The organism is Streptomyces sp. NPDC002133, assembly GCF_040296405.1.
GTDB lineage: Bacteria > Actinomycetota > Actinomycetes > Streptomycetales > Streptomycetaceae > Streptomyces.
This window is the reverse complement of the sequence record NZ_JBEOXF010000032.1, coordinates 17,234-36,501: the sequence shown is the minus strand read 5'-3', so window position 1 is coordinate 36,501 and position 19,268 is coordinate 17,234. Positions and strand designations below refer to the sequence as shown.

General features: G+C 70.4%; 18 protein-coding genes. 9 read left to right on the top strand and 9 right to left on the bottom strand.

Annotated elements, in window-relative coordinates; genetic code table 11:
• Position 1: 1 nt before the first annotated feature.
• Positions 2 to 1,201 carry a sensor histidine kinase gene (locus ABT078_RS26160; RefSeq protein ID WP_351231745.1) on the bottom strand — a complete coding sequence of 400 codons (1,200 nt, stop codon included), beginning with the start codon at positions 1,199 to 1,201 and terminating at the stop codon, positions 2 to 4.
• A 96-nt stretch (positions 1,202 to 1,297) separates the two neighbouring features.
• On the opposite strand from ABT078_RS26160, the gene ABT078_RS26155 reads away from it, so the two are divergent.
• The gene (locus ABT078_RS26155) at positions 1,298 to 2,353 is read left to right on the top strand and encodes an SAM-dependent methyltransferase (RefSeq protein WP_351231743.1); all 1,056 of its coding nucleotides are present in this window, start codon (positions 1,298 to 1,300) and stop codon (positions 2,351 to 2,353) included.
• A 280-nt stretch (positions 2,354 to 2,633) separates the two neighbouring features.
• Complete coding sequence (locus tag ABT078_RS26150) at positions 2,634 to 3,776, top strand: NADH-quinone oxidoreductase subunit D (protein ID WP_351231741.1); 1,143 nt, start codon at positions 2,634 to 2,636, stop codon at positions 3,774 to 3,776.
• 101 nt (positions 3,777 to 3,877) lie between these two features.
• Here the strand turns inward: ABT078_RS26150 and ABT078_RS26145 are convergent, their stop codons facing one another.
• The 4 genes from ABT078_RS26145 to ABT078_RS26130 form a co-directional block, all read right to left on the bottom strand.
• Complete coding sequence (locus ABT078_RS26145) at positions 3,878 to 4,891, bottom strand: hypothetical protein (protein ID WP_351231739.1); 1,014 nt, start codon at positions 4,889 to 4,891, stop codon at positions 3,878 to 3,880.
• Positions 4,892 to 5,009: 118 nt separating this feature from the next.
• A complete protein-coding gene (locus ABT078_RS26140; protein ID WP_351231737.1) occupies positions 5,010 to 5,996 on the bottom strand; it encodes an ABC transporter substrate-binding protein in 987 nt (328 codons plus the stop codon).
• A gap of 28 nt (positions 5,997 to 6,024) precedes the next feature.
• The gene (locus ABT078_RS26135) at positions 6,025 to 6,702 is read right to left on the bottom strand and encodes an ABC transporter permease (protein WP_351231735.1); all 678 of its coding nucleotides are present in this window, start codon (positions 6,700 to 6,702) and stop codon (positions 6,025 to 6,027) included.
• Positions 6,702 to 7,394, bottom strand: coding sequence for an ABC transporter permease (locus ABT078_RS26130; protein ID WP_351231733.1), 693 nt, complete (start codon positions 7,392 to 7,394; stop codon positions 6,702 to 6,704). Before ABT078_RS26130 ends, ABT078_RS26135 begins: the two co-directional genes overlap by 1 nt.
• A gap of 164 nt (positions 7,395 to 7,558) precedes the next feature.
• On the opposite strand from ABT078_RS26130, the gene ABT078_RS26125 reads away from it, so the two are divergent.
• Positions 7,559 to 8,725, top strand: a complete 1,167-nt coding sequence (locus ABT078_RS26125) for an ABC transporter ATP-binding protein (RefSeq protein ID WP_351231731.1) — start codon at positions 7,559 to 7,561, stop codon at positions 8,723 to 8,725.
• Here ABT078_RS26125 and ABT078_RS26120 read toward each other — a convergent pair.
• On the bottom strand, positions 8,712 to 9,824 hold the full coding sequence (locus tag ABT078_RS26120; protein ID WP_351231728.1) for an alpha/beta hydrolase: 1,113 nt from the start codon (positions 9,822 to 9,824) through the stop codon (positions 8,712 to 8,714). The two genes, ABT078_RS26125 and ABT078_RS26120, sit on opposite strands and share 14 nt — an antisense overlap.
• Positions 9,825 to 9,995: 171 nt before the next feature.
• Between ABT078_RS26120 and ABT078_RS26115 the strand changes: the two genes are divergently transcribed.
• The 6 genes from ABT078_RS26115 (at position 9,996) to ABT078_RS26090 (ending at position 14,990) form a co-directional block, all read left to right on the top strand.
• Positions 9,996 to 11,921, top strand: coding sequence for a phosphatidylglycerol lysyltransferase domain-containing protein (locus ABT078_RS26115; RefSeq protein WP_351231726.1), 1,926 nt, complete (start codon positions 9,996 to 9,998; stop codon positions 11,919 to 11,921).
• 49 nt (positions 11,922 to 11,970) lie between these two features.
• The gene (gene folP / locus ABT078_RS26110; RefSeq protein ID WP_351231724.1) at positions 11,971 to 12,867 is read left to right on the top strand and encodes a dihydropteroate synthase; all 897 of its coding nucleotides are present in this window, start codon (positions 11,971 to 11,973) and stop codon (positions 12,865 to 12,867) included.
• The gene (locus tag ABT078_RS26105; protein WP_351231722.1) at positions 12,864 to 13,325 is read left to right on the top strand and encodes a nuclear transport factor 2 family protein; all 462 of its coding nucleotides are present in this window, start codon (positions 12,864 to 12,866) and stop codon (positions 13,323 to 13,325) included. Before folP ends, ABT078_RS26105 begins: the two co-directional genes overlap by 4 nt.
• Before the next feature lie 195 nt (positions 13,326 to 13,520).
• Positions 13,521 to 13,880, top strand: a complete 360-nt coding sequence (folB, locus tag ABT078_RS26100; RefSeq protein WP_351231720.1) for a dihydroneopterin aldolase — start codon at positions 13,521 to 13,523, stop codon at positions 13,878 to 13,880.
• The gene (folK, locus tag ABT078_RS26095; protein WP_351231718.1) at positions 13,877 to 14,464 is read left to right on the top strand and encodes a 2-amino-4-hydroxy-6-hydroxymethyldihydropteridine diphosphokinase; all 588 of its coding nucleotides are present in this window, start codon (positions 13,877 to 13,879) and stop codon (positions 14,462 to 14,464) included. The genes folB and folK overlap by 4 nt, the downstream gene beginning before the upstream one ends.
• A 40-nt stretch (positions 14,465 to 14,504) precedes the next feature.
• Positions 14,505 to 14,990 (top strand): DUF3180 domain-containing protein, encoded by a 486-nt coding sequence (locus ABT078_RS26090; protein ID WP_351231716.1) that lies wholly within the window; start codon positions 14,505 to 14,507, stop codon positions 14,988 to 14,990.
• Positions 14,991 to 15,743: 753 nt separating this feature from the next.
• Here ABT078_RS26090 and folE read toward each other — a convergent pair.
• The 3 genes from folE to hpt all read right to left on the bottom strand — a co-directional run bounded on the left by folE (position 15,744) and on the right by hpt (position 19,227).
• Positions 15,744 to 16,349, bottom strand: a complete 606-nt coding sequence (gene folE / locus ABT078_RS26085; protein ID WP_351231714.1) for a GTP cyclohydrolase I FolE — start codon at positions 16,347 to 16,349, stop codon at positions 15,744 to 15,746.
• Between the two features lie 117 nt (positions 16,350 to 16,466).
• Positions 16,467 to 18,503, bottom strand: a complete 2,037-nt coding sequence (gene ftsH, locus ABT078_RS26080) for an ATP-dependent zinc metalloprotease FtsH (protein WP_351231712.1) — start codon at positions 18,501 to 18,503, stop codon at positions 16,467 to 16,469.
• A gap of 184 nt (positions 18,504 to 18,687) precedes the next feature.
• A complete protein-coding gene (gene hpt / locus ABT078_RS26075) occupies positions 18,688 to 19,227 on the bottom strand; it encodes a hypoxanthine phosphoribosyltransferase (protein ID WP_093660903.1) in 540 nt (179 codons plus the stop codon).
• Positions 19,228 to 19,268 lie beyond the last annotated feature (41 nt).

Sequence of the window (19,268 nt, the reverse complement as noted above, 5' to 3'; positions counted from 1 at the left end):
TCTAGTGGGCGGGCTTGAGCGGGAGCAGTGCGCTGATCCGGAACCCGCCGCCCGGCCGTGGCCCCGCGTCGAGCGTGCCGCCGACCATACCGACGCGCTCCCGCATGCCGATGAGGCCGTGGCCCCTGCCGTCCGCGCCGCCGTCCTCGTACATCTCGTGCGAAGCTCCCCGGCCGTCGTCCTCGACCAGCAGCCCGAGCCCGTCGTCGAAGTACACGAGCCGCACGCTCGCCCCGGCGTCCGGGCCGCCGTGCTTGCGGGTGTTGGTGAGGGCCTCCTGCACGATGCGGTACGCCGTCAGCTCCACTCCGCTCGGAAGCGGCCGCGGGGTGCCCTCGATCTTGAAGTCGACGGCGAGGCCGGCATGGCGCACCTGCTCGACCAGGTCCTCGATCTGCCGGACGTCCGGCTGCGGCACGTACTCCCCGCTCTCCGGGGCGTCGCCGGTGCGCAGCACGCCCAGCAGCCGGCGCATCTCGGCGAGTGCCTGGCGGCCGGTGCTGGAGATGGTCTCCAGGGCCTGCCGCGCCTGGTCGGGCGCGGCGTCCAGGACGTACGCGGCGCCGTCGGCCTGGACCACCATCACCGAGACGTTGTGCGCGACGACGTCGTGGAGCTCGCGGGCGATCCGGGCGCGCTCGCCGGCGACGGCGACCTTCGCCTGCGCCTCGCGCTCCTTCTCCAGCCTGGAGGCGCGCTCCTCCAGCTGGGCGAAGTACGCGCGACGGGTGCGCAGCGAGTCACCGAGCACCCAGGCGAGCGCGAACGGGACGCTCATGACGACCGTGAAGAAGATCCTTCCGCCGATGCCGGTGTTCTCGACGGGCCAGCGCATCTGGGAGAACGTGGCCGCGGACAGTCCGCCGACGAGCGCCAGGTGGGAGGCCCAGCGAGGGCCGTCGTGCGCGGCGACCGTGTAGATGATCACGAGTATCGCGAAGTCCGCCGCATTGACGTGGATGTCGAGCGCGAGCTGGGCGACGCCGAGAGCGGCCACGAGCAGCAGCATCTTCTCGGGTGCGCGGCGGCGCAGCGCGACGGTGAGGCAGAGGAGCAGGACGATGACGGCGGCCGCGATCCTGGGCTCGTTCCCCACGTTCCCCTGGACCACCCACAGCATGGAGAACCCGAAGAGGAGGACGGCCCAGAAGCTGTCGACGCCTGTCGGGTGTCTGCGGATGAAGTCGTAGAGACGCTGCACGTAACCCAGCGTAGGGAAAGCGGAAAGGTGCACGGGTCAACCGGAGGGCCGATCCGGTCGGCGGACGCCTACTCCGCAAGGTGGAGACTGGCACGCGTGACGAACGAGCCGACAAATCAGGCGACGGACGATCCGGCCGCGGGCTGGCTCCCCTGGCGACAGGCGACCGAGCGGGCGCTGTACGGCCCCGACGGGTTCTACCGGCGACCGGAGGGGCCGGCCGGTCACTTCCGTACGTCGGTCCACGCGTCGCCGCTCTACGCCTCCGCGGTCGCCCGGCTCCTGGCCGAGACCGCGGAGTCCTTGCCGGGCGCCTCCGGGATCATGCTGGTCGACATGGGCGCCGGGCGGGGGGAGCTGCTGACGGCCGTGCTGGCGGCGCTCCCCGGCGGGCGGCTGCCGGACGGTCGTCCCGTACGGGCCTGCGCCGTCGAGCGCGCAGGGCGCCCGGAGGAGCTGGACCCGCGCATCGACTGGGTCGAGCGGCCGCCGACGGGGGTGACCGGGCTGCTGTTCGCGAACGAGTGGCTGGACAACGTACCGGTGGACGTCGCGGAGGTGGACGAGGCGGGAGTCGCCCGGTACGTCCTGGTGCACCGCCCGGACGGCGAGGAACGCCTCGGGGAGCCGGTGACCGGGGCGGACGCGGAATGGCTGGACCGCTGGTGGCCGCTGATGGAGCCCGGAGCTCGGGCGGAGATCGGGCGGCCGCGCGACGAGGCGTGGGCGGCGGCGGTCGCGACGCTCGACGCGGGGCTTGCGGTCGCCGTCGACTATGCGCACCGCGCGGGGGCGCGGCCGCCCTTCGGAACGCTGACGGGCTTCCGCGCGGGACGGGAGGTTCCTCCGATCCCGGACGGCAGCTGCGACATCACCGCGCACGTGGCACTGGACGCGTGCGCGGGTGCCACGTCGGCCGGGACCGGCACGGGCTTCGAACTCGTGCCCCAGCGCGAAGCCCTGCACCGACTCGGCGTCACGGGCGATCGCCCGCCCCTGGCCATGGCGTCGTCCGATCCCGTGGCGTACCTGCGCGCCCTGTCGTCGGCCGGCGAGGCAGCCGAACTGACCGCGCGCGGCGGCCTCGGCGACTTCACCTGGCTGCTGCAGCGGGTACCGGCGGATCCGCCCCCACCTCTCCCCTTCCGGTAGCCGGGGCGCCGGCCCCGGACCCCGCGCCTTCGGGCTCCGCCCCGGACCACTGCCCCCGCGATCTGTCCCGGACGCCCTGTCGGGCGCGGGCGAGGCGTCCCTCCAAGCCCGTCGGCGCAGGAGGCCCGACGGCGCCACACGGACCGCGGGCCCGCTCGGGGTCCGGGGCCGGCGCCCCGGACCCCGCGCAGCGGCCTCGGAGCCGATCCGGGCCGGTCGAGGGTGTCCGCACCCTGGGCGGGGCCCCACCATGTCCGCGCCGCGAGGGATACTGTCGCCCATGACGGAGACGACGATCGGCATCGGCGGCGCAGCCGAGAGCACCGACATGGTGCTGAACATCGGCCCGCAGCATCCCTCCACCCACGGCGTGCTCCGCCTCCGTATCGTCCTCGACGGAGAGCGCATCCTGCACGCCGAGCCGGTGATCGGCTACATGCACCGGGGCGCGGAAAAACTCTTCGAGGCGCGCGACTACCGGCAGATCGTGATGCTGGCCAACCGCCACGACTGGCTGTCCGCCTTCTCCAACGAACTCGGCGTCGTCATGGCCGTCGAGCGCATGCTCGGCATGGAGGTCCCGGAGCGGGCGATCTGGACGCGGACGCTCCTCGCCGAGCTGAACCGGGTCCTCAACCACCTGATGTTCCTCGGCTCGTACCCCCTCGAACTGGGCGGAATCACCCCGGTCTTCCATGCCTTCCATGAGCGCGAGGAGCTCCAGGCCGTGATGGAGGAGGTCTCCGGCGGCCGGATGCACTACATGTTCAACCGGGTCGGCGGCCTCAAGGAGGACCTGCCCGCCGGCTGGACCGGCCGGGCCCGGGAGGCGGTCGCCGACGTCCGCTCCCGCATGGACGTGTACGACCGGCTCGTCCTCGGCAACGAGATCTTCCGCGGGCGTACACGCGGCGTCGGCGTCCTTACCCCGCAGGCCGTGCACGCGTACGGCGTCTCCGGCCCGATCGCCCGCGCCTCGGGAGTCGACTTCGACCTGCGACGCGACGAGCCGTACCTGGCCTACGGCGAGCTCCAGGACACCCTCAGGGTCGTCACCCGTACCGAGGGCGACTGTCTGGCCCGCTTCGAGTGCCTGCTGGAGCAGACCCACAACGCGCTCGACCTCGCGGACGCCTGCCTGGACCGGCTCGTCGAGCTGGCGCCCGGGCCGATCAACCAGCGCCTGCCGAAGGTCCTGAAGGCCCCCGAGGGCCACACCTACGCCTGGACCGAGAACCCGCTCGGCATCAACGGCTACTACCTGGTCTCCAAGGGCGAGAAGACCCCGTACCGGCTCAAGCTCCGCTCGGCGTCCTTCAACAACATCCAGGCGCTGACCGAGCTGCTGCCGGGCACGCTGGTCGCCGACATGGTGGCGATCCTGGGGTCGCTGTTCTTCGTGGTCGGCGACATCGACAAGTAGCCCGGCGGGCACGGCCGGGAGCCCGGACGCCGCACGGTTCCCGACATACCGGGAGCCCGGACGCGTCTTGTCGTGCAGACTCGTCCGGGCTCCCGGGTGCGTCAGGAGATCGCGCTGCGCAGCTCCGCCACGTCCAGCTGCTCGGTCTCGTCGTGCGCCGTCAGGTCGATGACCTTGCCCACCGCGCGGTCCGCCGTCTTCCCCCGGGGCTTCGTCTCGGGGCTCCCTCCGGCGGCGGCCAGCGCCTCTTCGCCCACCACGTCCGCGAGGTCCTCGTTCTGGACCGCCGAGAGCTGGGCGGCGGCCTCTGTCGCACCCGCGCCGGCGCCCGTGCCGAAGAAGTCGAAGCCGCCCAGGGGGCGCGGGGCCTGGCGTGCGGTGTACGGAACGATCGCCGCGGCAACCGGCACCGGAATCCTCGCGGGAACGGCGGACGACGGGCGGGTGTGCTGCTCTCCCCCGGCGGCCGCCGCGTGCTTCCCCTGCGGCTCGTCCGCCTCCCGCGCCCGCTCGGCGAGATCGCGCCGACGGGCCTCCTCGACGGTGTGCCTGGCCTGCTGGGCCGCCGCGTTGCGCGACAGTTCCTCCAGGGCCTTGGCGGCGCGCAGATACGCGGACGGCGTCGGCGTGGAACCGGCGGGGAGAAGCTCCTTGGGCGCGGCGGCCTCGATCGCGAGCTGCCGGCGGCCTTCGAGCGCGCTGGCCCGCTCCGTCTCGGCGGTCGCGTACCGCCGCAGCAGCGCGGCGTGCTCGTTGCGCAGTCCGGCGAGTTCGACCCGCTTGGACCGGAGCTTCGCGTCCAGTTTGAGGCGCAGCTCGCGGGATTCGTCGAGGTCGGCCTCCAGCTCGGCTATGCGCTCCTCGGTTTTCCAGGCGTCGCTGGCGCGCAGACGGGTGAGGTCGGCGACGCGACGGCCCGCGCTCCGGTCCCAGCTGCGCATGAGCACCGCGCCGGTGACCGCGGCTGCCGCCGCTGCCGCGACGAAGGTGCGCAGCACGACGGGATCCGCGAAAAGCCAGGCGCCGGCGGCACAGAGAACCGAAGCTCCCGCGACCGCGGAGGGCGGGAGGAGCCGGTGCAGAGGTGGGGAATGGCGGTGGCGTCCACGTGGCATGGCCTGAAATTTACCGTGCGTAGGCGACGAATGGGGGGTCGGCCCGGCAATCTCTTGGCGACTTTGCCGCACCGGGCCGACTTCCTTTACCCGCCGCTTACTTGAGCGGCCCCCTCGGCTACTTCTTGATCAGGCCCTTGGACTCCAGATACTCCCTGGCGGCGTCCTCCGGCTTCGCGCGCTCCGCGTCCACCTTCCGGTTCAGCTCCACGAGATCCTGCGTCGTCAGCGTCTCGGTGAGCTTGCCGAGCACGTCGGCTATCTCCTGCGCTCCGGCGTCCTTGGCGTTGACCACCGGCAGTACGTTGTCCGCGTTCTGGAGCTTCTTGTCGTCCTCCAGAAGCACGAGACCGAAACTCTCCAGCGTGGCGTCGGTGGTGGTGGTGAGCACCAGATGATCCTCACCGTCCTTGACCGCCTGCTTCGCCTGCGGAGTACCGACGCCCTTCGGATCGATGCCCGCCACATCGATCCCGTAGGTCTTCTTCAGACCGGGCGCGCAGAACGGCCGTACTTCACACTCGTCCCCGGCCGCGATCCTGACCTTGATCTTCGACTTGCCAAGATCGGAAAGAGTCTTGAGCTTGTTCTTCTCGGCGAATTCCATGCTCACCGCGAACGCGTTCTGGTCGACCGCCCCGCCCGCGGGCAACACCTTCAGCCCGCGCGGCTCCGCGAGCTTCTGCAGCCCCGCGACGGTGGCCGCGACATCGCTGGACGCCACCGGCTTCTCCTCCGGGGCCTTCGGGCCGTTCGCCTTCGCGTTGAGGAATTCCGCGATGGTCGCCGCGTATTCCGGTACGACGTCGATCTCGCCCTTCTCCAGCGACGGTTCGTACAGCTCCCGGTTCTTCACGGTGGTGACAGAGGTGCTGTACCCGGCGTCGCCCAGCGCCTGCGCGTAGAGCTCGGCGAGCACCTTCGACTCGGTGAACGCCGCGGCGCCGACGACCAACGTGCCCTTCTTGCCGCCGCCCGCGTCACCGCCGGAGCCGCCGCTACCGCCCTTCTCCTGCTCCAGGCTGTCGCCGCCGCACGCGGCCAGCGAGCCGACGAGGGCAACGAAGCCCAGCACCGCACCCGCGATACGCGAGGTCCTGCTCATGAGGTTCACCATCCAAGGGAGTGAGTCGTCACACGGATTTCCGCAGGGGGCGCAGGGGACTGCAGACGCGGTCCACCAGCACCAGCACGGCCTCCACCAGGAGGGCGAGCACGGCCACGAGCAGAGCGCCCGCAACCACTTGAGGCGTGTTGTACGTGTTGAAGCCGGCCGTGATGATGCGGCCGAGGCCGCCCTGACCGACCATCGCCGCGATCGTCGCCGTCGCGACGACCTGGACGGCGGCGGACCGCAGCCCGGTCATCAGCATCGGGTACGCGAGGGGCAGCTCGACCCGGGCGAAGAGCTGCCGGCCCGACATCCCCATGCCGCGAGCGGCTTCCACGACCGAACGGTCCACTTCCCGCATGCCCACATAGGCGTTGGTGAGCAGTGGCGGTATCGCGAACAGCACCAGCGCGATGACGGTCGGGACATATCCGGCAGTGCGCAGCGGCGACACCATGAACAGGGCGAGCACCGCGAAGACCGGGATGGCCCGCCCCGCGTTGGAGACATTGACGGCGAGGGCACCGCCGCGTCCGACGTGGCCCAGATACAGGGCGACCGGCAGGGCGACCGCGCAGGCCAGTGCGAGGGCGACCCCGCTGACGTACAGATGCTCCCCGAGGCGGTGCCAGGCGCCGCTCTCCCCAGCCCAGTTGGACGCCGTGGCCAGCCACGACCAGGCGTCGGCCAGTATCCCCATCAGTGGGCCTCCCGCGTCCGGCCGGTGCCTATTCGGGTCCAGGGCGTCAGCAGCCGCTGGACGCCGAGCAGCAGCAGATCGGCGACGACGGCCAGCAGCACACAGAGCACCGACGCGGTCAGCACCTGGGCCTTGAAGAAGCTGGGCAGCGCGTCCTCGATGAGATTGCCGAGACCGCCGCGACCGACGATCGAGCCGACGGTGGTGAGCGCGACCGTCGACACCGTGGCGATCCGCAGGCCCGCCATCAGCGCCGGGAGGGCCAGCGGAAGCTCGACCTCCCACAGCAGCCTGCCCGGCCCGTACCCCATCCCCCGCGCCGCCTCACGCGCCTCCTGCGGCACGGCCTCCAGGCCGGCCAGGATGTTCCGCACGAGGATCGTCAGCGAATACAGCACCAGGCCCGTGATCACCAGGGCGGCGGAAAGCCCGAAGAACGGCAGCAGCAGCGAGAACATCGCCAGCGACGGAACCGTGTAGAGCACGGTCGTGAGACCGAGGACCGGACCCGTCAGGCGCGGACTGCGCCGGGCGAGCAGCGCCAGCGGAAAGGCTACGGCCAGCCCGATCAGCACCGACACCACCGTGATCCAGACATGCTGGACTGTGGCGTCGATCAACTCCTGGCTGCGGGAGCGGAGGTATTCACCGCAGATCCAGTCGTTCGTGACCAGGCAGTTCTGCCCGCTCATGTGCCCCACCCCCCGTCGCCCGTCGCCCACCGCCCGCCGTCGAACCATCGAATGTCCGACCGAAACCGACCCTAACCCCCGCCACTGACAATCGCCGAGGAGCTTCGCGTTCCGGCAACACGCCCTTCACACATGACCGGTCCCCACCCGCCACAATGGGACGCATGATCCGATTCGAGCACGTCACCAAGCGCTACCCGGACGGCACCACGGCCGTCGACGACCTCACCTTCGAGGTCGCCGAAGGCGAACTGGTGACGCTCGTCGGACCCTCCGGCTGCGGCAAGACGACCACGATGAAAATGGTCAACCGGCTCATCGAGCCCACCAGCGGCCGGATATTCCTCGATGGTCAGGACATATCCACCGCGGACCCCGTCGAGCTGCGCCGCCACATCGGCTACGTCATCCAGCAGGTCGGGCTGTTCCCCCACAAGACCGTGCTGGAGAACACCGCCACCGTGCCCCATCTGCTGGGCTGGAAACGCGCCAAGGCCCGGGAGCGCGCCGCCGAGCTCCTCGATCTCGTCGGCCTGGACCCCCGGACGTACGGCGACCGCTATCCCGAGCAGCTCTCCGGCGGCCAGCGCCAGCGCGTCGGCGTGGCCAGGGCGCTGGCGGCCGACCCGCCGGTCCTGCTGATGGACGAGCCCTTCGGCGCGGTCGACCCGGTCGTCCGCGACCACCTCCAGAGCGAGTTCCTCAGACTCCAGGCGGCGGTCCGCAAGACGGTCCTCTTCGTCACGCACGACATCGAGGAGGCCGTGCGGCTCGGCGACCGCATCGCCGTCTACGGACAGGGCAGGATCGAGCAGTTCGACGCCCCGGCGACCGTGCTGGGCGCGCCCGCCACGCCGTACGTCGCGGACTTCGTCGGCGCGGACCGCGGGCTGAAGCGGCTGTCCGTCACCCCCATCGAGGAGGGCGACCTCGAACAGCCCCCGGTCGTCCATCTCCACGACCCGCTGCCCCGCGAGCTCGGGGCACGCTGGGCCGTCGTCCTCGACGGCGAGGACAAGCTGCACGGCTGGATCTCTGCCGATCAGGCCGCGGTCGGCAAGGGAGCCGTCCGGGACCACGCCCGCCGGATGGAGGCCTGGCTGCCCGTCGGCGCCTCGCTCAAGCACGCGTTCGCCACGATGCTGCAGCACGACGCGGGGTGGATCGCGGTCATCGACCGGGAGGAGACGGGACGTTTCCTCGGCGTGCTGACCCCGGCCCGGCTCCACGAGGCGCTGCGCCGCTCCATCGACGCGGACGCGCAGGACATCCCCCGTACCGAAGTGGAACTGCAGACGGTGGGCGCCGTGGAGAAGGTCACACCGCGCTGAGGCGGCCGCTCATCCACACCAGCGCCGGAGGGATCTCCCGTTTCCAGGTGGTGAAGTTGTGCCCGCCGCTGTCCAGCGTGATGGACGAGACCCGGGCGGGCGCCCTCACCTTCTTGACGAAGTCGAGCGTCCCCTTCAGGTTCCCCTCGCCCTGCCGGGACGTGGTGACGAGGAAGGACGACTTCCCCTGCGGCAGGTGGTCCAGGCTCCACAGCAGATTCGCCCGGTCCCGCTCCTTCCTGTTCCCGTGGAAGAGATCACCCGTCGTCATGTCCTCCGCGGCCTTGTAGTACGCCGACAGACCCGCGCCCGCCGCGAACCGCTCCGGGTGGTGCAGCGCGATCTTCAGCGCGCAGTAGCCCCCGGTCGAGTTCCCCATGAAGCCCCAGTTGCGGGGCTCGGTGCCGACCCGGTACGTCTCCGACACGGCGGCCGGCAGGTCCTTCGCGAAGAACGTCTCGGTCTGCGGTCCGCCCGGAATGTCGACGCACTCGGTGTCGCGCGGCGGTGCGACCGTGGGCCGCAGCATCACCAGGATCATCGGCTGCATCTTCTTGCCCTTGGCCTGCTGGTACGCCGTTCTCGGGTACTTGAGGCCCTTGAGCAGATTCTCCGCGGTGCCCGGGTAACCCGTCAGGACGACCGCCGCGGGAAAGGTCTTCTTCGCGTACGCCGGCTGGAAGTACTCGGGCGGCAGATAGACGTACGCCGGGCTGTCGATGCCCGACTTCTCGCCCTCGATCACGACCTTCTGGATCTGCCCGCCCACCGCGGGCCGCCAACCGCCCGGCACGTCCAGCTGCTGCTTGCCGGTCACCTTGATGTGCTCGCTGCTCAGCGAGTGGTCGACGACCACGCCCATCTCCTGCTCCCTGCCGAGCAGATCGGCCCAGGAGCCGTAGAACAGAAAGGACTTGTTGGCCGCGAGACCGGCCGAGGCGAAGAGCGCCAGCTGCGTCGCGAGCAGCAGCCCCACCCTGCCGAGCACGGCGCGCCAACTGCGGCGGGACAGCCGTGGCCACAGCCAGATCGTCGTGGCGAAGAGAGCCACGGCGGCCAGCACGGCCAGCGCCAGAACGGTGTTGCTGGTGAGACCCATGGGGCGATCGAGCTTCTTCCGTGAGACGGGAACGAACGGCGTGAACGTGAGATTTTCCTGAGAGGCGATGAACCCGCTCCCCGGAAGTGCCGTCCTAGAGGGCGCAAATTGTCCGAGCCGCCTGTTCTGCGGCAACGGACTCCACGATCTCTCTCGGAGCCACGGGAAGCGATGTCTGTCACGGTAGATGGGGATAAGTCGGGGCTGGTTCCGGTTCGGGTACGCCGGATCCTCAGGGGCCCCCGCGCCGAATCCGTACCCGCGCTGGTCGGCACGGCCTGCACCTTCATCGGCCTGATCGACATCGCCGCAGGCGTGTTCCCGCGCTTCCGGCACAGCCGGATGCACGCCTTCGCCGAGGTGCTCCCCGGCGCCCTCGGCCCGTTCGCCGCCGCGCTCTCGCTCAGCGCCGGCGTCCTGCTGCTGCTCCTCGCCCACGGCCTCAAGCGGAACAAGCGGCGCGCCTGGCGGGCCGCCGTCGTCCTGCTGCCGGCGGGCGCGGTCGCCCAGTTCCTGTACCGCCACTCCGTCATCGGCGTGCTGCTGTCGCTGGCCCTGCTCGCGCTGCTGCTGCGCCACCGCGGCCAGTTCGCGGCGCTGCCCGACCCGAGCAGCCGCTGGTGGGCACTCGCCAACTTCGTCCTGATGGGCGCCGGTTCCCTCGGCCTCGGCCTGGTGATCGTCAGCGCCCACCCGTACAAGGTCGTCGGCAGCCCCAGTCTCACCGACCGCCTCGAACACGTCCTGCTCGGCCTCTTCGGCCTCGAGGGCCCCGTCGACTACCGGAGCGGCGTCGACTGGACCGTCGGCTACTCGTTGGGCGCGCTCGGCCTGCTCACCGCCGTCACCACCATCTACCTCGCGTTCCGCCCCGAGCAGCCCGCCGCCCGGCTCACCGAGGACGACGAGGCCCGGCTGCGCGAACTCCTCGCCAAGCACGGCGGCCGCGACTCCCTCGGCCACTTCGCGCTCCGCCGCGACAAGGGCGTCGTCTTCTCCCCGAGCGGCAAGGCCGCCGTCTGCTATCGCGTCGTCTCCGGAGTGATGCTCGCCAGCGGCGACCCGATCGGCGACGTCGAGGCCTGGCCAGGCGCCATCGAGCGCTTCATGGACGAGGCCAAGGCCCACTCCTGGACCCCCGCCGTGATGGGCTGCTCCGAGACCGGCGGCGAGGTGTGGACCCGTGAGACGGGCCTGGACGCCCTCGAACTCGGCGACGAGGCGGTGGTGGACGTCGCGGATTTCTCGCTCAGCGGGCGCGCGATGCGGAACGTGCGCCAGATGGTGAAGCGCATCGAGCGGAACGGTTACGAGACCCGCGTCCGCCGCGTCCGTGACCTGTCCGACGGCGAACTGGAGCGGATACGACGCGCCGCCGGGGACTGGCGCGGTACGGACACCGAGCGCGGCTTCTCCATGGCCCTCGGCAGGATCGGCGACCCCTCGGACGGCGACAGCGTCATCGCCACCGCCCACAGGACAGAAGGGGCCGCGCGATGGGGGTCCCCCGAGGCCGCCGGCCCTGGGAGAGCCTCAGGCAGGGCGGCGGCGGGAGACGGGTGGGCGGACGACGCCGGTGCGGCATCCCCGTACGGCGACCTGAGGGCTGTCCTCCACTTCGTCCCGTGGGGCACCGACGGCATGTCCCTGGACCTCATGCGGCGCGACCGCTCCGCCGACCCCGGCATGAACGAGCTCCTGATCGTCGCCGCCCTGCAGGCGTCCCCGAAGCTCGGCATCGAGCGGGTCTCGCTGAACTTCGCGATGTTCCGCTCCGCGCTCGCACGCGGCGAGAAGCTGGGCGCCGGACCGGTGCTGCGCACCTGGCGCGGGCTGCTGGTCTTTCTGTCCCGCTGGTTCCAGATCGAGTCGCTGTACAAGTTCAACGCCAAGTTCCGGCCCCGCTGGGAACCCCGCTTCGTGGTGTTCCGCAACACGCGCGACCTGCCGCGGATCGGCTTCGCCGCGATGCAGGCGGAGGGCTTTGTGACCATCGCCCTGCCCCGCCCCTTCCGCCGCCGGCGGACCCGCACCGCACGCCCCTGCGCCCACATCCGCCCGGCCACCACGGCAGAGCGCGAGGTCCGCGCCGCGTAGGAGAGCGCCAGCGGCATGGGAGAGCGGTGCACGGGCCTAGGCTGGACGCATGAGTACCTTGCGCGGACGGGGCACGGCCACGGGCCTGCCGGAGTGGGACCGCTGTGCGGTCATGGGAGTCGTCAACGTGACACCTGACTCCTTCTCCGACGGAGGGCGCTGGTTCGACACCACGGCCGCGGTCAAGCACGGCCTCGAACTCGTCGCCGAGGGCGCCGACCTCATCGACGTCGGCGGCGAGTCCACCCGGCCCGGCGCCACCCGGGTCGACGAGGACGAGGAACTGCGCCGCGTGCTCCCCGTCGTACGGGGCCTGGCGGGCGAAGGCGTCACGGTCTCCGTCGACACCATGCGTGCCTCGGTCGCCGCCCAGGCGGTCGCGGCCGGCGCGGTGCTGGTCAACGACGTCTCCGGCGGCCTCGCCGACCCGCAGATGATCCCGGCCGTCGCCGCCGCCGAGGTGCCGTTCGTCGTCATGCACTGGCGCGGCTTCAGCGAGGACATGAACAGCCGTGCGGTGTACGGGGACGTCGTCGCCGAGGTCGTCGCCGAGCTGCGCGAGCGCATGGACGCGGTCGTCACCGGCGGTATCGCCGCCGAACGGATCGTGATCGACCCGGGCCTCGGCTTCGCCAAGCACGCCGAGCACGACCTCGCCCTGGTGGCCCACCTCGCCGACCTGCGCGCCCTGGGCCGCCCGCTGCTGGTCGCGGCCTCCCGCAAGCGGTTCCTCGGCCGTGTGCTGGCCGAGGGCGCCGCCACCCCGCCCCCGGCCCGCGAACGCGACGCGGCCACCGCCGCGGTCTCCGCGATCGCCGCGCACGAGGGCGCCTGGGCGGTCCGGGTCCATGAGGTAAGGGCCACGGCGGACGCCGTACGCGTCGCCAGGGCCGTCGAGGGAGCCAGAGCCGTCGGGGGAGCCGCGTCCGCCGAGGGAGCCCGGTGACTTCCCGCACGGACGTCGAAGGGGTCGAGGCGGCCAACACCGCCTTCTACGAGGCGATGGAGCGCGGCGACTTCGAGGAGATCTCCACACTCTGGCTGAACGGCGCCGGCGGCGACGACATCTCGTGCGTCCACCCGGGCTGGCCGGTGCTCTCCGGGCGCGGCGAGGTACTGCGCTCGTACGCGCTGATCATGGCGAACACCGAGTACATCCAGTTCTTCCTCACCGACGTGCGGGTGAGCGTGGCCGGCGACACGGCCGTCGTCACCTGCACCGAGAACATCCTGAGCGGCGGTCCCGCGGAGGAGGCCGGCGAGCTCGGGCCGCTCGTCGGGCAGCTCGTGGTGGCCACGAATGTGTTCCGGCGCACACCGGACGGGTGGAGGATCTGGTCACATCACGGTTCACCTGTTCTGGCCGAATCCGACGAGGAAGAGGACGACGAGCCCGGCCCCTGAGCGGGTAAGTGCCCTGGTGGAAGGTTGTTTTCCGGCGGACGGGGTAGGCGCGGCGCTATCAGTCGCCGGCAGATCTGTCCATAGCCCCCATGGGCGGGCGCTGTCGGTGTCCGCAGGTAGATTCGATTCCGTGCACCGCTGCCGCCCGCACGCGGGAGCGTGCGCGCAAGACCTACGACAGCAGGAGTGATTCGCGTGGATCGTGTCGCGCTGCGCGGCCTCAAGGCCCGCGGGCACCATGGCGTCTTCCCCCGGGAACGCGAGGAGGGCCAGACCTTCATCGTGGACCTGGTCCTCGGCATCGACACCCGCCCCGCGGCGGCCGACGACGACCTGGCGAAGACCGTGCACTACGGGGTGGTGGCGGAGGAGGTCGTGGACGTCGTCCAGGGCGAGCCCGTGGATCTGATCGAGACGCTCGCGGAGCGGATCGCCCAGCAGTGTCTCAAGCACCAGGGAGTCCAGGAGGTAGAGGTCGTCGTGCACAAGCCGGACGCCCCGATCACCGTCCCGTTCGACGATGTGACCGTCACGATCAACCGGAGCCGAGCATGAGCGACCCCACCGTGCAGCCCGTGCCCGCCGCCGTGGTCGAGCAGGTCGACGCCGCGGACACCACCCTGTCGAACCCCAAGCGGGCCGTCATCGCCCTCGGCGCGAACCTCGGCAACCGGCTGGACACGCTCCAGGGCGCCATCGACGCTCTGGAGGACACACCCGGCGTACGGGTGAAGGCCGTCTCACCCGTCTACGAGACGGAGCCCTGGGGCGTCGAGCCGGGCTCCCAGCCCTCGTACTTCAACGCGGTGGTCGTGGTGAAGACCACGCTGCCGCCCAGCTCCCTGCTGGAGCGCGGCCAGGCGATCGAGGAGGCGTACGACCGGGTGCGCGAGGAGCGCTGGGGTCCGCGGACGATCGACGTGGACATCGTGGCGTATGCGGACGTGGTCTCCGACGATCCCGTCCTCACCCTGCCGCACCCGCGGGCGCACGAGCGCGCGTTCGTGCTGGCTCCCTGGTACGACGTCGAACCGGAGGCCAAGCTGCCGGGTCGCGGGCCCGTCGCGGAGCTGCTGGCGACCGTGGGCCGGGAGGGCATCGTGACGCGCGCGGACCTGGAACTCCGTCTGCCCGATTAGTCGTTACGCTCTTCAGGGTCGCCAACACGAAGGACACGCGGTGAAGCAACTACGGCTCGGGGTACTGGCCGGGCTCTTCGTGGTGGCCGGGGTGCTGTCGTGGGGCGCCGCGCGGCTGTGGGACTCGTTCGGCACGCTGCCGAGCGTGCCGATCGCCGCGCCGATCGTCCTCGCGGCGATCGCCGCGGTGCTGACGGCGACCGCGCTGTCGCTCCGGTCCCGCCTGCGCGCCCAGCGAGAGCGCCGGCCCGGCGCGAAGGGCGTCGAACCGCTGATGGCGGCACGTGCCGTCGTCTTCGGCCAGGCGAGCGCCCTGGTCGCGGCCCTCGTGAGCGGCATGTACGGCGGCGTGGGCGTCTTTCTGCTCGGCTCCCTCGACATCCCGGCCCGCCGTGACCAGGCGATCTACTCGGCGTTCTCCGTCCTGGCGGGCTTCGCAGTGATCGCCGCGGCGTTCTTCCTGGAGCGGGTCTGCAAGCTCCCGGAGGACGAGGACAACGGCAAGGGCCAGGTCCCGGCGGCGTGACCGGCCCGATCCGGGCTCACCACTGCTCACGGACCAGGCACCCGTTCACGAGGAACGTCGGGTACGAGTCCAGCCGGTAGCCGTGGAGAGCGAACGTCCGGGACGGCAGGCTTTCGGACCTCCAGGAGCCGATGCGCGTCGCCGCCCCGTGTACTGCCCCATGGCGTCAGCGGGATGCGACAAGACCACTCCGCACTGAACCCCGGGACATCACGCCGAAGACGGCCGGACGGTCCTGTGACCGGCTCCAGCCGGGCAGGGCGGCCCGGTCGCAGCTGTCAGGCAGGTCGCGTACCGCGAGGCGAACCTTCGTCGTTCACGACGAGGAAGACGTCGTACTTGTCGGCGCCGTCCGCACAGGGTGAGCGCGGCAAAGGCCACTCCTGACGAAACGGTCGCCGATGTGGCCGTCGTCGCGCCGATGAAGTAGCCGAACTCGTCGCTCGGTACGCCCAGGCGCGCTCGGCGCAGCTTGCACGCATGGGGCCACGCGGCAACGGTCCCGGCCGTGTCCCTGGCGTGTACCCGGTCGTAGGGCTTACCCACCAGCTGCCCCGGCGCCGCAATGAATGTGGCGCGGTGCGTGACCGCCTCGACCACTTCACGTACCTGACGGCTGTCACCCCGGTGACAGCCGTCCGAGCCATGCACTTCCCGTCGACCGGCGACCGGGGGCCCTGCCCGATCGCGATCCCCCCTGATCAGCGGTCAACTCCGTTGATCGGGACCGCACCTGGCACCACTGGCAATCGGTTATCGCGCCAGTATCAGGCTCATCGCCTCGGCGCGCGTCGAGGCCTCCCGCAGCTGACCACGCACCGCCGAGGTCGTGGTCTTGGCGCCGGGCTTACGGATGCCGCGCACCGACATGCACATGTGCTCGGCCTCGATCACGACGATCGCCCCCCGGGCCTCGAGGATCCGCATGAGCGAGTCGGCGATCTGCGTCGTGAGCCGTTCCTGCACCTGTGGGCGGCGCGCGAAGACCTCGACGAGGCGTGCCAGTTTCGACAGCCCTGTGATCTTGCCTGTTGTGGCCGGGATGTACCCGACGTGCGCGACACCGTGGAACGGCAAGAGATGGTGTTCGCACAGACTTACGATCTCGATGTCCTTCACCAGGACCATCTCGTCGTGGCCCAGGTCGAACGTCGTCGTCAGGACGTCCTCGGGCTTCTGCGTCAGGCCCACCAGGAGCTCCTTGTACGCCCGGGCCACCCGCCCCGGCGTCTCGCGCAGCCCCTCACGGTCCGGGTCCTCGCCGACCGCGATGAGGAGTTCACGCACGGCGCTCTCGGCACGCTTCTCGTCGAACTCGCCGATCGTGCCCTCGCCGTCCAGCGTCACCGGGTCGGTCATGTCTGCCTCGTTCCTGTCCTCTGGCATGGCGCGAAAACGCCGCGCCTCCCAGGCTAAAACCTGGGAGGCACGGCGTTAATTCCGGGTTTCGGGCCGGTGGGCCCGAGAACCGCCTGGTCAGGCGTCCGGGCGCTCCTCCTGGACCGCCTCGGCCGGGGCCTTGGTGACATCGGTCACCGTGGTGCTCGAAGCGCTCACCGCGCTCGCCGCCGCGCCGTTGGTCAGTGCCAGCTCCTTCGGGGAGAGCACGGGCGGGCGGGTGGACGGCGTACGCCGTGAGGAGCCGGTCCACGCCGGGCGGGCCGGGCGCTTCACGATCTGCGCGAAGATCTCGGCGATCTCCTCCTTGCCGAGGGTCTCCTTCTCCAGCAGCGCGAGGACCAGGTTGTCGAGAACGTCGCGGTTCTCGACGAGGATCTCCCAGGCCTCGTTGTGCGCGGTCTCGATGAGCTTCTTGACCTCTTCGTCGACCAGCGCCGCGACCTCTTCCGAGTAGTCGCGCTGGTGCGCCATCTCGCGACCGAGGAAGGGCTCGGTGTTGTCGCCGCCGAACTTGATGGCGCCGAGCCGCTCGGTCATGCCGTACTGCGTGACCATGGCGCGGGCCGTGGCCGTGGCCTTCTCGATGTCGTTCGCCGCGCCCGTGGTCGGGTCGTGGAAGACGAGCTCCTCGGCCGCGCGCCCGCCCAGCATGTATGCCAGCTGGTCGAGCATCTCGTTGCGCGTGGTCGAGTACTTGTCCTCGTCCGGGAGCACCATCGTGTAGCCGAGGGCCCGGCCGCGGGACAGGATCGTGATCTTGTGGACCGGGTCGGAGTTCGGGGAGGCCGCCGCGACCAGGGCGTGGCCGCCCTCGTGGTACGCGGTGATCTTCTTCTCCTTGTCGGACATGATCCGGGTCCGCTTCTGCGGGCCCGCCACGACGCGGTCGATCGCCTCGTCCAGCATGTGGTTGTCGATCAGCTTCAGGTCGCTGCGAGCCGTCAGCAGGGCGGCCTCGTTCAGCACGTTCGACAGATCGGCACCGGTGAAGCCGGGGGTGCGGCGGGCGACGGCCGAGAGGTCGACGTCCGGGGCGACCGGCTTGCCCTTCTGGTGGACCTTGAGGATCTCCAGACGGCCCTGCATGTCCGGGCGGTCGACGGCGATCTGCCGGTCGAAGCGGCCGGGGCGCAGCAGTGCCGGGTCGAGGATGTCCGGCCGGTTCGTGGCGGCGATCAGGATGACGCCGCCCTTCACGTCGAAGCCGTCCATCTCGACGAGGAGCTGGTTCAGGGTCTGCTCGCGCTCGTCGTGGCCTCCGCCGAGACCGGCGCCGCGGTGGCGGCCCACCGCGTCGATCTCGTCGACGAAGACGATCGCCGGGGCGTTCGCCTTGGCCTGCTCGAAGAGGTCACGGACTCGGGAGGCACCGACACCGACGAACATCTCGACGAAGTCGGAGCCGGAGATCGAGTAGAACGGGACACCTGCCTCGCCCGCGACGGCGCGTGCGAGCAGCGTCTTGCCCGTGCCGGGCGGGCCGTACAGCAGTACGCCCTTCGGGATCTTGGCGCCGACGGCCTGGAACTTCGCCGGCTCCTGCAGGAACTCCTTGATCTCGTGGAGCTCCTCGACGGCCTCGTCGGATCCGGCCACGTCGGCAAAGGTGGTCTTCGGGGTGTCCTTGGTGATGAGCTTGGCCTTGGACTTGCCGAAGTTCATGACCCGGGAGCCGCCGCCCTGCATCTGGTTCATCAGGAACAGGAAGACGACCACGATGAGCACGAAGGGCAGCAGCGAGAGCAGCACCGAGAGGAACGGGCTCTGCCGCTCCGGGGAGACGGTGTAGCCCTTCTCGATCTCGCCGGCCTCGTACTTCTTCTGCAGGGTGTTGGCGAGCTCGACGCCCTGGTTGCCGATGTAGCTGGCCTGGACCTTGTCGCTGCCGTCGACCTTCTGGCCGTCCTTCAGCTCGACCTTGATGATCTGCTCGTCGCCGGTGGTCAGTTTGGCCTGCTCGACCTGGTTCTTGGAGATCGCCTGGACAACCTCGGCGGTGTCCACCGTCTTGTAGCCGCCCGACGAGCCGACGACCTGCATCAGCACGACCACGGCGAGGACGGCCAGCACGATCCACATGACCGGCCCACGGAAGTATCGCTTCACGTCCATCCATACGGAGCGGTGTCGCTCCGTCCCTCCTGCCCGTAGGTAAATGCTGCTATGAGACTGCTGCTGTGAGACTTAACTGAAAAGACTGTTCTTCGGACGGTACCCCAGCATTGTCACCCGGGACCGCCTTCCCATGCTCCAACGGCGGGAAGGCAGCCAGGGTTCCCCGGGGCGCGTCCGCGTCTCAGCCTCCGTACACGTGGGGCGCGAGAGTGCCCACGAACGGCAGATTGCGGTACTTCTCGGCGTAGTCCAGGCCGTAGCCGACGACGAACTCGTTCGGGATGTCGAAGCCGATCCACTTGACGTCGATCGCGACCTTGGCGGCGTCCGGCTTCCGCAGCAGCGTGCAGACCTCCAGGGAGGCCGGCTCACGGGAACCGAGGTTCGACAGCAGCCACGACAGCGTGAGTCCGGAGTCGATGATGTCCTCGACGATCAGGACGTGCTTGCCCTTGATGTCGGTGTCCAGGTCCTTGAGGATGCGGACCACTCCGGACGACTGGGTGCCCGCGCCGTACGACGACACGGCCATCCAGTCCATCGTGACGGGTGTGGACAGCGCACGCGCCAGGTCCGCCATCACCATCACGGCGCCCTTGAGGACTCCGACGATGAGCAGGTCCTTGCCCGCGTACTCTGCGTCGATCTTCGCGGCCAGCTCGGCCAGCTTCGCGTCGATCTCTTCCTTGGTGATGAGGACCGATTTGAGATCGGCGCCCATGTCCTTCTCGTTCACCCGCGTCGCTTTCTGTCTCGGCGTCC

Excerpts from the sequence above, each read along its gene's own strand:
- ABT078_RS26150 (WP_351231741.1), top strand. The coding sequence starts at position 2,634 with ATGACGGAGACGACGATCGGCATCGGCGGCGCAGCCGAGAGCACCGAC.
- ABT078_RS26145 (WP_351231739.1), bottom strand. The coding sequence starts at position 4,891 with ATGCCACGTGGACGCCACCGCCATTCCCCACCTCTGCACCGGCTCCTC.
- ABT078_RS26140 (WP_351231737.1), bottom strand. The coding sequence starts at position 5,996 with ATGAGCAGGACCTCGCGTATCGCGGGTGCGGTGCTGGGCTTCGTTGCC.
- ABT078_RS26135 (WP_351231735.1), bottom strand. The coding sequence starts at position 6,702 with ATGGGGATACTGGCCGACGCCTGGTCGTGGCTGGCCACGGCGTCCAAC.
- ABT078_RS26130 (WP_351231733.1), bottom strand. The coding sequence starts at position 7,394 with ATGAGCGGGCAGAACTGCCTGGTCACGAACGACTGGATCTGCGGTGAA.
- ABT078_RS26125 (WP_351231731.1), top strand. The coding sequence starts at position 7,559 with ATGATCCGATTCGAGCACGTCACCAAGCGCTACCCGGACGGCACCACG.
- ABT078_RS26120 (WP_351231728.1), bottom strand. The coding sequence starts at position 9,824 with ATGGGTCTCACCAGCAACACCGTTCTGGCGCTGGCCGTGCTGGCCGCC.
- ABT078_RS26115 (WP_351231726.1), top strand. The coding sequence starts at position 9,996 with ATGTCTGTCACGGTAGATGGGGATAAGTCGGGGCTGGTTCCGGTTCGG.
- folP (WP_351231724.1), top strand. The coding sequence starts at position 11,971 with ATGAGTACCTTGCGCGGACGGGGCACGGCCACGGGCCTGCCGGAGTGG.
- folK (WP_351231718.1), top strand. The coding sequence starts at position 13,877 with ATGAGCGACCCCACCGTGCAGCCCGTGCCCGCCGCCGTGGTCGAGCAG.
- folE (WP_351231714.1), bottom strand. The coding sequence starts at position 16,349 with ATGACCGACCCGGTGACGCTGGACGGCGAGGGCACGATCGGCGAGTTC.
- ftsH (WP_351231712.1), bottom strand. The coding sequence starts at position 18,503 with ATGGACGTGAAGCGATACTTCCGTGGGCCGGTCATGTGGATCGTGCTG.
- hpt (WP_093660903.1), bottom strand. The coding sequence starts at position 19,227 with ATGGGCGCCGATCTCAAATCGGTCCTCATCACCAAGGAAGAGATCGAC.